Source organism: Micromonospora sp. A200, assembly GCF_029893845.1.
GTDB lineage: Bacteria > Actinomycetota > Actinomycetes > Mycobacteriales > Micromonosporaceae > Micromonospora > Micromonospora purpureochromogenes.
This window is the reverse complement of record NZ_JARXXY010000013.1, coordinates 123944-138957: the sequence shown is the minus strand read 5'-3', so window position 1 is coordinate 138957 and position 15014 is coordinate 123944. Positions and strand designations below refer to the sequence as shown.

Genomic DNA, 15014 nt, shown 5'->3' with positions numbered 1-15014 from the left:
CGAGATGCACCAGCCCGTCCGCGCCGCTCGCGGCACCGCACGTACCGCCCAGGGGTGGCCGCAGGAGGCCGCCCTGCGGATGCTGATGAACAACCTCGACCCGGAGGTGGCCGAGCGCCCGGACGACCTGGTCGTCTACGGCGGCACCGGAAAGGCCGCCCGGGACTGGCCGTCGTACCACGCGTTGGTGCGTACGCTCACCGAGCTGCGCGACGACGAGACGATGCTGGTGCAGTCCGGCCGCCCGGTGGGGGTCATGCGCACCCACGAGTGGGCGCCCCGGGTGCTGCTGGCCAACTCGAACCTGGTCGGCGACTGGGCCACCTGGCCGGAGTTCCGCCGCCTGGAGCAGCTCGGCCTGACCATGTACGGGCAGATGACCGCCGGCTCGTGGATCTACATCGGCACCCAGGGCATCCTCCAGGGCACCTACGAGACGTTCGCGGCGGTGGCGGCGAAGCGCTTCGGCGGCACGCTGGCCGGGACGCTGACGCTGACCGCCGGCTGCGGCGGGATGGGCGGGGCGCAGCCCCTCGCGGTGACCATGAACGGCGGCGCCTGCCTGATCGTGGACGTGGACCGCAGCCGGCTGGAGCGGCGGGTGCACGACCGCTACCTCGACGAGATCGCCGACTCCCTGGACGACGCGGTGCAGCGGGTGCTCGCCGCGAAGCGGGACCGCCGGGCGCTGAGCGTCGGCGTGGTCGGCAACGCCGCCACCGTCTTCCCCGAGCTGCTGGTGCGCGGCGTCGAGATCGACGTCGTGACCGACCAGACCAGCGCGCACGACCCGCTGTCGTACCTGCCGGTGGGGGTGGAGCTGGCCGACGCCCGGGACTACGCGGCGGCGAAGCCGGCCGAGTTCACCGACCGGGCCCGGGTCTCGATGGCGAAGCACGTCGAGGCGATGGTGGGCTTCCTCGACGCGGGCGCGGAGGTCTTCGACTACGGCAACTCGATCCGTGGTGAGGCCCAGCTCGCCGGCTACGAGCGGGCGTTCGACTTCCCCGGCTTCGTGCCGGCGTACATCCGGCCGCTGTTCTGCGAAGGCAAGGGTCCGTTCCGTTGGGCGGCGCTCTCCGGCGATCCGAAGGACATCGCGGCCACCGACCGGGCCATCCTGGAGCTGTTCCCGGAGAACGAGTCGCTGGCCCGGTGGATGCGGATGGCCGGCGAGCGGGTCGCCTTCCAGGGCCTGCCGGCGCGGATCTGCTGGCTCGGCTACGGCGAGCGGGACAAGGCCGGGGTGCGGTTCAACGAGATGGTCGCCTCCGGTGAGCTGTCCGCGCCGGTGGTGATCGGCCGGGACCACCTGGACTGCGGCAGCGTGGCCAGCCCCTACCGGGAGACCGAGGCGATGGCCGACGGCTCCGACGCGATCGCCGACTGGCCGCTCCTCAACGCGCTGGTCAACACCGCCAGCGGGGCGTCCTGGGTGTCCATCCACCACGGCGGCGGGGTGGGCATCGGGCGGTCCATCCACGCCGGGCAGGTCTGCGTCGCCGACGGCACGGCGCTGGCCGGGCAGAAGATCGAGCGGGTGCTCACCAACGACCCGGCGATGGGCGTGATCCGGCACGTGGACGCCGGGTACGAGGCCGCCCGCGAGGTCGCCGAGCGGACCGGGGTGCGGGTGCCGATGGCCGAGGGACCGGCGTGACGGATCTCGCCGGCCGTTTCCGGGCGCTGTGGGACGAGATCGCGCCGGTCGGGCGGGACGCCGGCAGCGGGGGCTACCTGCGCTACGCGCTGACCGAGCCGGAGCTGCGGCTGCGGGAGTGGTTCCGCGAGCAGGCCGAGCACCGGGGCATGCCGGTCACCGCCGACGGCAACGGCAACCTCTTCGCCTGGTGGGGTGACCCGCAGGCCGGCGACGCGGTGCTCACCGGCAGCCACTTCGACTCGGTGCCGCACGGCGGGGCGTACGACGGGCCGCTGGGCATCGTCAGCGCGTTCCTCGCCGTCGACGAGTTGCGCGGCGCGGGCGTCACGCCCGACCGGCCGATCGCGGTGGCGGCGTTCGTGGAGGAGGAGGGGGCGCGGTTCGGCGTACCCTGCCTGGGATCGCGGCTGCTCACCGGGGAGATCGCGGTGGAGCGCGCGGCCGGCCTGCGCGACGCGGCCGGGGTGAGCTTCGCCGAGGCGCTCGGTGACCGGCCCGCGGGCGCCGACCCGGCGCTGCTCGGCCGCTTCGCCGCCTTCGTGGAGCTGCACGTCGAGCAGGGCCGCGCGCTGGTCGAGGCCGACTCGCCGGTCGCGGTCGCCAGCGCGATCTGGCCGCACGGCCGCTGGCGCTTCGACTTCCACGGCGAGGGCAACCACGCGGGTACGACCCGGATGGCCGACCGCCGCGACCCGATGCTGACGTACGCGTTCACGGTGCTGGCCGCGAACAAGGAGGCCCGGCTGCGCGACGCGCACGCCACCGTGGGCCGGGTGTCGGTGGAGCCGAACGCCACCAACGCGATCCCGTCGCGGGTGACCGGCTGGCTGGACGCCCGGGCGGCCGAACCGGAGACGCTGCGCGGGCTGGTCGGGGCGGTGCACGCCAAGGCGGCCGAGCGGGCGAAGCGGGACGGCACGGAGCTGACCTGCACGGAGGAGTCAGCCACCCCGCTGGTCGCCTTCGACGGCGGGCTGGCCGACCGGCTGGCCAAGCTGCTCGACGCGCCGGTGCTGCCCACCGGGGCGGGCCACGACGCGGGGGTGCTGGCCGCGCACCTGCCCACCGCGATGCTCTTCGTGCGCAACCCGACCGGGGTGTCGCACTCCCCCGCCGAGTCCGCCTCCGACGCCGACTGCGCCGCCGGGGTCACCGCCCTGGCCCGGGTGCTCCAGGAGCTGGCATGCCGATGACCCGCTGGCTCGCCGAGTACGCCTGGCTGCCCGAGCACGCCGAGCCCACCCCGGACGTGCTGATCGAGGCGGTCGACGGGCGGATCACCGCGGTCGCCCCGTTGACCGCCGGCCGGCCCACCGCCGGGGTGGAGGTGCTCGGTGACGCCGTCCGGCTGCCCGGCCTGACCCTGCCCGGCCTGGCCAACGCCCACTCGCACGCCTTCCACCGGGCGTTGCGCGGGCGCACCCACGCCGGGCGGGGCGACTTCTGGACCTGGCGGGACGGGATGTACGCGGTCGCCCAGCGGCTCGATCCGGACTCGTACCTGGCCCTGGCCCGGGCCGCGTACGCGGAGATGGCGCTGGCCGGGGTGACCTGCGTCGGCGAGTTCCACTACCTGCACCACGGCCCGGACGGCACCCCGTACGACGACCCGAACGCGATGTCGGCGGCGCTGGTCGAGGCGGCCGCGCAGGCCGGCATCCGGATCACCCTGCTGGACACCTGCTACCTGACCGCCACCGTGGACGGCGCCCCGCTGGCCGGGCCGCAGCGGCGGTTCGGCGACGGCGACGCGCTGCGCTGGGCGGACCGGGTCAGCGCGTTCACCCCTGACGCCGGGCACGCCCGGGTCGGCGCGGCCATCCACTCGGTCCGCGCGGTGCCGGCGGAACAGCTCGCCACCGTCGCCGGCTGGGCGGACCGGCGCGGCGCGCCGCTGCACCTGCACCTGTCGGAGCAGCCCGCCGAGAACGACGCCTGCCGGGCAGTACACGGCCGCACCCCCACCCGGCTGCTCGCCGACCACGGGGTGCTCGGGCCGGCCGTCACCGCCGTGCACGCCACCCACCCGACCGGCGCGGACGTGGCGCTGCTCGGGGAGAGTCGCACCGGAGTCTGCCTCTGCCCCACCACCGAGCGGGACCTGGCCGACGGGCTCGGGCCGGCCCGGCGAATGGTCGAGGCCGGCAGCCCGCTCAGCCTGGGCAGTGACAGCCACGCCGTGGTCGACCTGTTCGAGGAGGCCCGCGCGGTCGAGCTGGACGAGCGGCTGCGCACCCGCCGGCGGGGGCACTTCAGCGCCGTCGACCTGCTGGCCGCCGCGACCACCGGCGGGCACGCCGCGCTGGGCTGGGCCGACGCCGGCCGGCTCGCCGTCGGTGACCGCGCCGACCTGGTCACGGTACGGCTCGACACCGCCCGCACGGCCGGGGTGCCGCCGGTGGGGGCGTTCTTCGCGGCGACCGCCGCGGACGTCAGCTCGGTGGTCGTCGACGGCCGGCAGGTGGTGCGCGACGGCGTGCACCTGACCGTGGACGTGCCGGCGGAGCTGCGCGACGCGATCGCGGCGGTGTCCGGTGCGTAGCCGCGCGGGCCGGCCGGCGTGGGCGGCGGGCGGGCTCCGGGGCGCCGGGCCGGAGCGCGGAGGGACGCCGTGAGCAGCCTGCTGGTCGACGACATCGGCGAACTGGTCACCAACGTCGCCGGCGCGGGCGAGGGCGGCCCGCTCGGCATCCGCCACCGGGTGGCGCTGCTGGTCGAGGAGGGCCGGGTGGCCTGGATCGGCCCGTCCCGGGACGCCCCGGCCGCCGACCGGCGGATCGACGCCGGCGGCGCGGCGGTGCTGCCGGGCTTCGTGGACAGCCACGCCCACCTGGTCTTCGCCGGGGACCGGGCCGCCGAGTTCGCGGCCCGGATGGCCGGGCAGCCGTACACCGGCGGCGGCATCCGCACCACGGTCGGCGCGACCCGGGCCGCCTCCGACGAGGAGCTGCGGGCCACCGTGCGCCGGCTGCGCGCGGAGGCCATGCGGCAGGGCAGCACCACCATGGAGATCAAGAGCGGGTACGGCCTCACCGTCGCCGACGAGGCCCGCTCGCTGCGGATCGCCGCCGAGGTCAGCGCGGAGACCACCTTCCTCGGCGCGCACGTCGTCCCCGCCGAGTACGCCGACCGCCCCGACGACTACGTCGGGCTGGTCTGCGGGCCGATGCTCGCCGCCGCCGCCCCGTACGCGCGCTGGGTGGACGTCTTCTGCGAGCGGGGCGCCTTCGACGCCGACCACACCCGGGCGATCCTCACCTGCGGGCAGGCGGCCGGGTTGGGCGTACGGGTGCACGCCAACCAGCTCGGCCCCGGCCCGGGGGTACGGCTGGGGGTGGAGCTGGGCGCGGCCAGCGTCGACCACTGCACCCACCTGAGCGACGCCGACGTCGACGCGCTGGCCGGCTCGCCGACCGTCGCCACCCTGCTGCCCGGGGCGGAGTTCTCCACCCGCTCGCCGTACCCGGACGCCCGCCGGCTGCTCGACGCGGGCGTGACCGTGGCGCTCGCCACCGACTGCAACCCCGGCTCGTCGTACACCTCGTCGATGCCGTTCTGCGTCGCGCTCGCCGTACGCGAGATGCGGATGACCCCGGCGGAGGCCGTCTGGGCCGCGACCGCCGGGGGCGCGCGGGCGCTGCGCCGCGACGACGTCGGGGTGCTCACCCCGGGCGCCCGGGCCGACCTCGTGATCCTCGACGCCCCGTCCCACCTGCACCTGGCCTACCGGCCCGGTGTACCACTGATCCGCCAGGTTCTGCACAACGGAGTTCCGCAATGACCGTGACCATCCTGCCCACCGGGATCACCCCCGCCGACGTGCTCGCGGTCGCCCGCGGCACCGCCAAGGTCGTCCTCGACCCGGCCACCGTGGAGGCGATGAGCACCAGCCGGTCCATCGTGGACGGCATCGAGGCCGCCGGCCGACCCGTCTACGGCGTCTCGACCGGCTTCGGCGCGCTGGCGAACACCTTCGTCGCACCCGAGCGGCGGGCCGAGCTGCAGCACGCGCTGATCCGCTCGCACGCCGCCGGGGTCGGCGCGCCCATGCCCCGCGAGGTGGTCCGCGCGATGATGCTGCTGCGGGTCCGCTCGCTGGCGCTGGGCCACTCCGGGGTCCGCCCGCTGGTCGCCGAGGCCCTGGTCGACCTGCTCAACCACGAGATCACCCCGTGGGTGCCGGAGCACGGCTCGCTCGGCGCCTCCGGCGACCTGGCGCCGCTGGCGCACTGCGCGCTGGTGCTGCTCGGTGAGGGCTGGGTGCTCGGCCCGGCCGGCGAGCGGATGGACGCCGCCGACGCGCTGAGCCGGGTCGGGCTGAAGCCGATCGCGCTGGCCGCCAAGGAGGGGCTGGCACTGATCAACGGCACCGACGGCATGCTGGGCATGCTGCTGCTGGCGATCCACGACGCCCGGCACCTGTTCACCATGGCCGACGTGACCGCCGCCCTGGCCATCGAGGCGATGCTCGGCTCCGAGCGGCCGTTCCTGCCCGAGCTGCACTCCATCCGGCCGCACCCCGGCCAGGCGGCGTCGGCGGCGAACATCCACCGACTGCTCCAGGACTCGCGGGTGATGGACTCGCACCGCGACGACCTGGCGCACGCGGTGCAGGACGCGTACTCGATGCGCTGCGCCCCGCAGGTGGCCGGCGCCGCGCGGGACACCCTGGACTTCGCCACGACGGTCGCCGCGCGGGAGCTGCTCTCGGTAGTGGACAACCCGGTGGTGCTGCCCGACGGCCGGGTGGAGTCCACCGGCAACTTCCACGGCGCGCCGCTCGGTTTCGCCGCCGACTACCTGGCCATCGCCGCCGCCGAGGTGGGCGCGATCGCCGAGCGCCGGGTCGACCGGCTACTCGACGTGGCCCGCAACCGGGAGCTGCCGGCGTTCCTCTCCCCCGACGCCGGGGTCAACTCCGGCCTGATGATCGCCCAGTACACCGCCGCCGGGATCGTGGCGGAGAACCGCCGGCTCGCCGCCCCCGCCTCGGTGGACTCGCTGCCCACCAGCGGGATGCAGGAGGACCACGTCTCGATGGGCTGGGCGGCGGCCAAGAAGCTGCGCACGGTGCTGGACAACCTGACCAGCCTGCTCGCGGTGGAACTGCTGGCCGCCGTACGCGGGCTCCAGCTGCGCGCGCCGCTCACCCCGTCGCCGGCCGGCCGGGCCGCCGTCGAGGCGCTGGCCCCGGTCGCCGGCGAGCCCGGTCCGGACGTCTTCCTCGCCCCGGTGATGGAGGCCGCCCGCGCCGTCCTGGCCGGCCCCGACCTCCGCGCCGCCATCGAACGCGAGCTCGGCCCCCTCGCCTGACCACCGGACCCCGCCCTTCCGACCCGGGCCGACCGGACGGTTCGGCAGGGCGGGTCCGCTGTCGGCCGGTGCTGCTAGCGTTCGCCGCCGTGGACACCGAGGAGCAGAAGCTCGACGAGCAGGTCCGGGACTTCGTCGGGCGGCAGGTGGCGCTGGCCGAGCTGCCGGCCGCCGCGATCGTCGCCGAGACGGTGGAATACCTGGACCGCACCGACGAGCCGGACCGGGTCGCGGAGCTGGTGTGGCCGGTGGTGACCGAGGAGCTGACCCGGCACCTCACGGCGCAGGCGCACTGGCCGGAGGTGACCGACAGCGACCGGCTCACCGCGGCGTTCCGGGCGCTCACCGCCGCCGGCGTGGTCGCCCGGGAAAACTTCACCTGCTGCCAGAACTGCGGCGTGGACGAGATCGGCGCGGACGTGCCGCGCACGATCGAACCGCGCGGCTACGCCTTCTACCACCGGCAGGACGCCGAGCGCGCCGTGGCCGGGTCGCCCGTCTTCGTCGCCTACGGGCTGTTCGGGGGCCCGGCGTTGACGGAGATCGGCGAGGAGGTGGCGGCGGCGCTACGGGCCGAGGGGCTGACCGTCCACTGGGACGGCGACACCGGCAGCCGGATCCAGGTGCCGATGACGTGGCGCCGACGCCGCGTGGGCCGGCTCGCCGCCGTACCACCCGCGCCGCACGACGACGTCGAGGTCGACGTGGAGCTGCTCAGCGGCTGGACCGGGCCGCACGCCCCGGGGGACGGGCCGATGCCCGCCGGCCGGCTCACCGCGCTGCACCTGCCCTGGCTCCCGGCCGCCGTCCGGGTGCGGCTGAGCTGGGCGGGCCGGTCGGTGGAGGTCCGGCGCGAGGGCGACGCGCTGGTCGGCGCGTACGCCGACCCGGGCGGGCCCGAGCTGACCGTGGGCCGGTACGACGGCACGGACCTGGTTCGGCGGCTGCGCGGCCTGCCGCCGGGCACCGTGCCGGCCCCCGCGCCGGTGGACTTCGTGGAGGTGACCGCCGACCACGTCGGCGGCGCCGACCGGGACGTGCCGATGGACCTGGCGGAGCTGCTGGTCCTGGTGCGCCGGATGCGCCCGCTGAGCTACGACTTCCTCATGTGCGTCGGCCGGTCGGGCGGGTGCGTGCAGGCCACCTGGGAGCCGACGGGGCTGTGGGTGGAGGAGTTGGACACCGCAGCGGCCGTCTCGGTGGGTCGGTTCGCGACCCTGGCCGAGGTGGAACAGGTGCTCACCACGCTAGCCGTGGAGGACCGGGTGGCCGTCCGGGAACTGGGTGGTGACCTCATCACCCTGCACCACCGCTGACCGGCGGCCCCGGCCAGCGGTGACGGGGACGGTCAGGCCGGCGGCAGCACCTTGGCGACCAGCTTCGCCAGTTCGCGCAGGGCCTTGCCGCGGTGGCTGATCGCGTCCTTCTCCTCCGGCGTCAGCTCGGCGTTGGTGCGGTCCTGACCGTCGCCGAGGAAGATCGGGTCGTAGCCGAAACCGCCGTCGCCGCGCGGGGCGCGCAGCAGCCGGCCGGCCTGGCGGCCGTCGACCAGGTGCTCCTTGCCGCCGGGCAGCACCAGCGCGACGGTGCAGACGAACGAGGCGGCGCGGTGCTCGTCGGGCAGGTCGGCGATCTGGTCCAGCACCAGCTCGAGGTTGGCCCGGTCGTCGCCGTGCCGGCCGGCCCAGCGGGCGCTGAACACGCCCGGCATACCGTTGAGGGCGTCGACCGCGATCCCGGAGTCGTCGGCGATGGTGGGCAGGCCGGTGCGGCGGTAGCCCTCCCGGGCCTTGATCAGCGCGTTCTCGCCGAAGGTCAGGCCGGTCTCCGGCAGCTCCGGGTACTCCTCGACGTCGTCCAGCCCGATCAGGGCGATCCGGTGCGCGCCGAGCGCGCCGTCGAGGATCCGCTGCAGCTCGATCAGCTTCTTGCGGTTACGGGTGGCGAGCAGGACCTTGTTCATGATGCGAGTGCCTTCCGCTGTGCGTCGGCCAGTTCCACGCAGCCCAACAGCCCCAGGTCGAGCAGCGAGTCGAGCTGGGTACGGGAGAAGATGCCGGCCTCGCCGGTCCCCTGCACCTCGACGAAGTCGCCCTCGCCGGTGCAGACCACGTTCATGTCGACCTCGGCGGCGACGTCCTCGGAGTAGTCGAGGTCCAGCCGGGGCTCGCCGGCGATGATGCCGACGCTGACCGCCGCCACCGACCGGTGCATCACCTTCTCCGGCTTGCCGGCCAGCGCCTTGCGCCCGGCCAGCCAGGTCACCGCGTCGTGCAGCGCCACGTACGCGCCGGTGATCGCCGCCGTCCGGGTGCCGCCGTCGGCCTGGAGCACGTCGCAGTCGAGCACGATCGAGTTCTCGCCCAGCGCCTTGAGGTCGACGGCCGCCCGCAGGCTCCGGCCGATCAGCCGGGAGATCTCGTGGGTACGGCCACCGACCCGGCCCTTGACGCTCTCCCGGTCCGAGCGGGTGTTGGTGGCCCGGGGCAGCATCGCGTACTCGGCGGTCACCCAGCCGAGCCCGGAGCCCTTGCGCCAGCGGGGCACCCCCTCGGTGACGCTGGCGGTGCAGAGCACCCGCGTGCCACCGAACTCGACGAGCACGGAGCCCTCCGGATGGGTGCTCCAGCCGCGGGTCAGGGTCACCGGTCGGAGTTGGTCGGGCAGCCGCCCGTCAGGTCGCGCCATGCCTGCACCTTATGCGGTCGAGTGATCGAACCGCCCCGGGGTGTCCTCAGCCCGGCAGCCGCGGCGGCGTGCCGTCCGGTTCCGCCCCGTGCACCCGCAGGAAACCGGCGACCGCGGCGGGCCAGCCGAACTCCTCGGCCCGCGCCCGGGCGGTCGCCCGCCGCGCCGCCTCCGGCCGGTCCAGCAGCCGGACGACCGCGTCGGCCATCGAGGCCGCCGTGCCGTACGCGGCGATTCCCGCTCCGGCGATCACCTCCGGCAACGCGCTGGCGGCGTTCGCCACCACCGGCGTCCCACTGGCCAGCGCCTCCAGGCCGGCCAGCCCGAACGTCTCCACCGGCCCCGGCGCGAGCACCACGTCGGCGCTGGCCAGCAGGGCGGCGACCGCGGTCCGGTCGGGCAGGAAGCCGGTGAGGTGCACCGGCAGCCCGGCCACCCGCCGGGCCAGCGCGCCCCGCGACGGCCCGTCGCCGGCCAGCACCAGAACCGCCGGTACGCCCCGGCGGCGCAGCTCGACCAGGGTGTCGACCGCCAACTCCGGGCGCTTCTCCGGGGAGAGCCGGGCGCAGTGGACGAGCAGGACCTCGGTCTGGTCGGCGTACCGCTCCCGCAGGGCCGGCTCCGCCCGGTCCGGGTGGAACGTGTCGAGGTCCACGCCGAGCGGTATCAGGTCGACCCGGGGGGCGTGGATCCGGTCGAACTCCTCGGCCGCCCACCGGGTGGTGCAGACGATCCGGTCGTACGCCCCCACGGTGAGCCGGTTGAGCCGGTCCGCCACCCGGCGGGCGGTGGCCTCCGGCAGCCGCCACTGGCCGAGCAGCCCGGTCAGGCACTCGTGGGACACCATCACCGAGGGCACCCCGTGCGCGCGGGCCCACTCGCCGGTCCAGCGCAGCGTGGCGCGGTCGGAGACCTCCAGCCGGTCGGGGGCGAGCCGGGTCAGCAGCCGCTGCACCGTCCGCCGGCCGGTGAGCACCCGGTAGCCGCCGCTGCCCGGCACGGCCGGCCCCGGCACGGTCAGCACCGTGCCCCAGGGCTGGCGGCTCACCGCGGGCCGGTGTCCCGGAACGACCAGCACCGGGTCGTGACCGGCCGCCCGGTAGCCCTCGCCGAGGTGTCGCAGGGCGGTGCGCAGCCCGCCGGAGCGGGCGGTGACGAAGTTCGCCAGCCGGACGATCCGCAGCCCCCGCCCGGCCGGGGCGGCGCCGCCGGTCACGTGACCGGCAGGCCGCCGGTCGGGACACCGGCCAGGACCGCCTGGTAGTGCCCGATCAGCTCGTCGCCGATGGCGGTCCAGCTGCGCCGGCCGATCGCGGCTCGGCCGGCGGCCCCGTACGCGGTCCGCCGCCGCGCGTCGCCGGCGAGCGTCGCCACCGCCCCGGCCAGGGCGTCCGCGTCGCCGGGCGGCACCAGCAGCCCGGTCACGCCCGGCTCGACCAGATCCACCGGACCGCCGCTGGCCGGCGCCACCACCGGCAGTCCGCTGGCCGCCGCCTCCTGGAGGGTCTGGCCGAAGGTCTCGTGCGGCCCGGTGTGCACGAAGATGTCGAGGCTGGCGTAGAGCCGGGCCAGGGCCTCGCCGTGCTGCACGCCGAGGAACCGCGCCTCGGGCAGGGCCTTCTCCAACTGCCGCCGGGCGGGGCCGTCCCCGACGACCACGATCCGCACCCCGGGCAACCGGGCGGCGGCCGACAGCAGCTCCACCCGCTTCTCCGGGGCGAGGCGTCCGACGTACCCGACGAGGATCTCGCCGCGCGGCGCGAGGGCGCGGCGGAGCCCGGCGCAGCGTTTGTCGGGGTGGAAACGCTCCGCGTCGACGCCGCGACGCCACAGCCAGATCCGCTGCACGCCGTTGGCGATCAGGTCGGCGGCGGACCGGGTGGAGGGCACGAGGGTGCGCTGTGCCGAATTGTGGATCTCCCGCAGCCGCCGCCAGGCCGCCGCCTCCCCCCACCCCACCCGGTACGCCCGGGCGTACGAGGCGACGTCGGTCTGGTAGACGGCGACCGTGGGCAGCCCGTGCCGCCGGGCCAGCGTGGCGGCCCGCGCGCCGAGGACGAACGGACTGGCCAGGTGGACCACGTCGGGCGCGTGGCCGAGGAGTGCCTCGGCCAGCCGGAGGCTGGGCATCCCGAGCCGGAAGCCCTGGTAGCGCGGGAGCGGCACGCTGGGGATCCGGACCACCGGGTACGGCAACCGGTCGATCGGCCGCCGCTTCGCACCGGGCGGCGACGGGGCGATGACCATGGGCTCGTGGCCACGGGCGACGAGATGTTCCGCCGTTCGGACCACCGAGTGCGCGACGCCGTTGACGTCCGGCGCGAACGACTCGGTCACGATGGCGATCCGCATGGTGTCACCGTGGGGGCGGCAGCGGTGCACGGGACGACCGGCCGCTGACGTGGTGGCGAACATTCCACCACGAACGCGCGCCGGGCGGACCCGGCTCAGTCGGTCGATCCAGGAGATCCCCGGGCGGGCACGACCGGCTGCAGGTGTTCGCTCAGACGTCGTACGCGGCGCCGGCCCGGACCACTTCCAGCGGCCCGGCGTACGCGCCGGCGGCGGACTCGACGGTGTGCGACTCGCTGCCCCAGGCCACCACGAGATGGGTCAGCAGCAGCCGGCCGACCCCCGCCTTGGTCGCCGCCTCGCCGGCCTCCCGGCCGGTCAGGTGCAGGTCCGGCGGGTTCTCCATGCCGTCGAGGTAGCTCGCCTCGCAGAGGAAGACGTCGGCGTCCTGGGCCAGCCGCAGCAGCGCGTCGCAGGGCGCGGTGTCCGAGGAGTAGCAGAGCACCCGCCCGCCGTGCTCCAGGCGCACCCCGTACGTCTCGACCGGGTGGTTCATCCGGTCGACGGTGACGGTGAACGGGCCGATCGGGAAGGTGCCGGGTTGCAGGCCGTAGAACTGGTACACGTCCTCGACCGTGCCGTCCCCCTGGTCGTAGACCGCGGCCAGCCGGTCCGGCGCGCCGGACGGGGCGTACACCGGCAGGGGCGGGTACGGCCCGTCAGGGGCGTACCGGCGGACCACCACGTACGAGGCGGCGTCGAGGATGTGGTCGCAGTGCAGGTGGGTCAGGAGGATGGCGTCCGGGGCGTGCAGCCCCGCGTAGCGCTGGAGGGTGGAGAGCGACCCGGAGCCGAAGTCGATCAGGAGCCGGAAGCCGTCCGCCTCGACCAGGTAGGCGGAGCAGGGGGACTCGGGGCCGGGAAAGCTGCCCGCGCAGCCGAGGACGGTCAGTCTCATCCGGTCGCCTTGTCGTTGCTCACCGTAGTCGACACGCCGGTGCGAGCCTCGCCGATGATCTCTACCGACGCGTACGCCACGCTGCGCAGCCTACGCGCAGCGACGGCGGGGCAAGAATCATCTAATGGAAGTTGTCATCAACGTGACACCCCCGGGCCGGCCGGTGCGGACCGGCCGGCCCGGGCTCGGGCCTCAGGCCCAGAGCTGACCCTCCAGGGCGTCCTCGGCGTCGGCGAGCGTGCCGCCGTAGGCGCCGGTGGAGAGGTACTTCCAGCCGCCGTCACAGACCACGAAGGCGACGTCGGCGCGGCGGCCGTCCCGCACCGCCTCGTGGGCCACCGCGAGGGCGGCGTGCAGGATCGCGCCGGTGGAGAAGCCGGCGAAGATCCCCTCGACCTCCACCAGCTGCCGGGTCCGCAGCACCGCGTCCCGGGTGCCCACGGAGAAGCGCCGGGACAGCACGGTGGCGTCGTAGAGCTCCGGGACGTACCCCTCGTCGATGTTGCGCAGGCCGTAGACCAGCTCGCCGTAGCGTGGCTCCGCAGCGACGACCTGGATGCCGTCGACCTTCTCCCGCAGGTAGCGGCCGGTGCCCATCAGGGTGCCGGTGGTGCCCAGGCCCGCCACGAAGTGGGTGATGGTGGGCAGGTCGTGCAGCAGCTCCGGCCCGGTCGTCTCGTAGTGCGCCCGGGCGTTGGCCTCGTTGCCGTACTGGTAGAGCATCACCCAGTCGGGGTGCTCCGCCGAGATCTGCTTGGCGGTGGCGACGGCCTGGTTCGAGCCGCCGGCGGCCGGCGAGAAGATGATCTCCGCGCCGTACATACGGAGCAGCTGGACCCGCTCGGTGGAGACGTTCTCCGGCATCACGCAGACCAGCCGGTAGCCGCGGAGCTTGGCCACCATGGCCAGCGAGATGCCGGTGTTGCCGCTGGTCGGTTCGAGGATGGTGTCACCCGGCCGGAGCCGGCCGGACTCCTCGGCCGCGCGGACCATGAACAGGGCCGCCCGGTCCTTGATGCTGCCGGTCGGGTTCCGGTCCTCCAGCTTGGCCCAGAGCCGCACCGGCGGTGCCCCCGCGGGCACCGTCGGCGAGAGCCGGGGCAACCCCACCAGGGGGGTGCCACCGCAGGCGTCGAGCAGGCTGTCGTAGCGAGCCATGACGCCCGCCGGTCAGCGAGCGACGGGCGCGCGCCGGGAGACGGCGTGCGACGCGATGGCGGCTGCCGCCGCGAAGCCGAACGCGCCACCGGCGACGGCCGGCAGGATGGTCACGCTGTCGCCGTCGGTGAGCTTGGCGTCCAGCGCGCCGAGGAAGCGGACGTCCTCGTCGTTGACGTAGACGTTGACGAAGCGGTGCAGCGCGCCGGCGTCGGTGACCAGCCGGCCCCGCAGGCCGGCGTGCCGGGAGTCCAGGTCGGTGAGCAGGTCGCCCAGGGTGTCCCCGGCGCCCTCGACGACCTTCGCGCCGCCGGTGTAGCTGCGCAGGATGGTGGGGATGCGAACCTCGATGGCCATGGTGTCGTGCTCCTTGATCGGTGTGCCTCGGTGACGGACGAGAAGTGAACGGCGCTGAAGGTCAGCGGCCGGAACACTCGTAGTCGACCGTCGCCGGGCTCTGCCCGAACATGTAGGACTGGACGGCGTGCGGGTCCACCGCGGCGTCCACGATCCGCACCGGCTCCTCGGTCACCACGCCGTCGACGATCCGGAAGGAGCGGATCTCCTCGCTGTCCGGCTCGCGGGTGGAGACCAGCAGGTAGTGGGCCCCGGGCTCGCCGGCGAAGGAGATGTCCGTCCGGGACGGGTACGCCTCCGTCGCGGTGTGCGAGTGGTAGATGACGACCGGTTCCTCGTCACGGTCGTCCATCTCCCGCCACACCCGCAGCTGCTCCATCGAGTCGAACTCGTAGAACGTCATCGAGCGCGCGGCGTTGTCCATCGGGATGTGCCGGGTGGGGGTGTCGCTGCCGGCGGGACCGGCGACCACGCCGCACGCCTCGTCCGGGTGGTCCCGGCGCACGTGCGCCACGATCGCCTCGACGATCGACCGGTCGATGCTCAGCACGTCGCCCAGCCTAGCGCCCACCGGCCGCCGACTGC

The 15014-nt window shown here is 75.0% G+C and carries 14 protein-coding genes; 6 read left to right on the top strand and 8 right to left on the bottom strand.

All coding sequences use genetic code 11. The features are described 5' to 3' along the window. Nucleotides 1-4 precede the first annotated feature (4 nt). From hutU to M2302_RS14970, 6 genes are all read left to right on the top strand, one after another. Nucleotides 5-1660, top strand: coding sequence for a urocanate hydratase (gene hutU, locus M2302_RS14995; RefSeq protein WP_280838516.1), 1656 nt, complete (start codon nucleotides 5-7; stop codon nucleotides 1658-1660). After that, a complete protein-coding gene (locus tag M2302_RS14990; protein WP_280838515.1) occupies nucleotides 1657-2856 on the top strand; it encodes an allantoate amidohydrolase in 1200 nt (399 codons plus the stop codon). The genes hutU and M2302_RS14990 overlap by 4 nt, the downstream gene beginning before the upstream one ends. Beyond that, nucleotides 2853-4205, top strand: coding sequence for a formimidoylglutamate deiminase (locus M2302_RS14985; protein WP_280838554.1), 1353 nt, complete (start codon nucleotides 2853-2855; stop codon nucleotides 4203-4205). The genes M2302_RS14990 and M2302_RS14985 overlap by 4 nt, the downstream gene beginning before the upstream one ends. Before the next feature lie 69 nt (nucleotides 4206-4274). Further along, complete coding sequence (gene hutI, locus M2302_RS14980; protein ID WP_280838514.1) at nucleotides 4275-5444, top strand: imidazolonepropionase; 1170 nt, start codon at nucleotides 4275-4277, stop codon at nucleotides 5442-5444. Continuing rightward, a complete protein-coding gene (gene hutH, locus M2302_RS14975) occupies nucleotides 5441-6976 on the top strand; it encodes a histidine ammonia-lyase (RefSeq protein ID WP_280838513.1) in 1536 nt (511 codons plus the stop codon). Before hutI ends, hutH begins: the two co-directional genes overlap by 4 nt. 68 nt (nucleotides 6977-7044) lie before the next feature. After that, entirely contained in the window at nucleotides 7045-8292 is a 1248-nt protein-coding gene (locus M2302_RS14970) for a hypothetical protein (protein ID WP_280838512.1), read from the top strand. 32 nt (nucleotides 8293-8324) lie between these two features. Here M2302_RS14970 and rdgB read toward each other — a convergent pair whose 3' ends face one another. The 8 genes from rdgB to M2302_RS14930 all read right to left on the bottom strand — a co-directional run bounded on the left by rdgB (nucleotide 8325) and on the right by M2302_RS14930 (nucleotide 14979). Further along, nucleotides 8325-8939, bottom strand: a complete 615-nt coding sequence (rdgB, locus tag M2302_RS14965; protein ID WP_280838511.1) for an RdgB/HAM1 family non-canonical purine NTP pyrophosphatase — start codon at nucleotides 8937-8939, stop codon at nucleotides 8325-8327. After that, complete coding sequence (gene rph, locus M2302_RS14960) at nucleotides 8936-9664, bottom strand: ribonuclease PH (protein ID WP_280838510.1); 729 nt, start codon at nucleotides 9662-9664, stop codon at nucleotides 8936-8938. Before rph ends, rdgB begins: the two co-directional genes overlap by 4 nt. A gap of 46 nt (nucleotides 9665-9710) precedes the next feature. After that, on the bottom strand, nucleotides 9711-10880 hold the full coding sequence (locus M2302_RS14955) for a glycosyltransferase (protein WP_280838509.1): 1170 nt from the start codon (nucleotides 10878-10880) through the stop codon (nucleotides 9711-9713). Next, nucleotides 10877-12016, bottom strand: coding sequence for a glycosyltransferase family 1 protein (locus M2302_RS14950; protein WP_280838508.1), 1140 nt, complete (start codon nucleotides 12014-12016; stop codon nucleotides 10877-10879). Before M2302_RS14950 ends, M2302_RS14955 begins: the two co-directional genes overlap by 4 nt. A 151-nt stretch (nucleotides 12017-12167) precedes the next feature. Next, nucleotides 12168-12914: an MBL fold metallo-hydrolase gene (locus M2302_RS14945; RefSeq protein ID WP_280838507.1), complete on the bottom strand. Its 747-nt coding sequence runs from the start codon at nucleotides 12912-12914 to the stop codon at nucleotides 12168-12170. Between the two features lie 192 nt (nucleotides 12915-13106). Beyond that, nucleotides 13107-14072: a cysteine synthase gene (locus M2302_RS14940; RefSeq protein ID WP_280838506.1), complete on the bottom strand. Its 966-nt coding sequence runs from the start codon at nucleotides 14070-14072 to the stop codon at nucleotides 13107-13109. A 12-nt stretch (nucleotides 14073-14084) separates the two neighbouring features. Beyond that, nucleotides 14085-14429, bottom strand: coding sequence for a MoaD/ThiS family protein (locus tag M2302_RS14935; protein WP_088964834.1), 345 nt, complete (start codon nucleotides 14427-14429; stop codon nucleotides 14085-14087). A gap of 61 nt (nucleotides 14430-14490) precedes the next feature. After that, on the bottom strand, nucleotides 14491-14979 hold the full coding sequence (locus tag M2302_RS14930) for a M67 family metallopeptidase (protein WP_280838505.1): 489 nt from the start codon (nucleotides 14977-14979) through the stop codon (nucleotides 14491-14493). Nucleotides 14980-15014 lie beyond the last annotated feature (35 nt).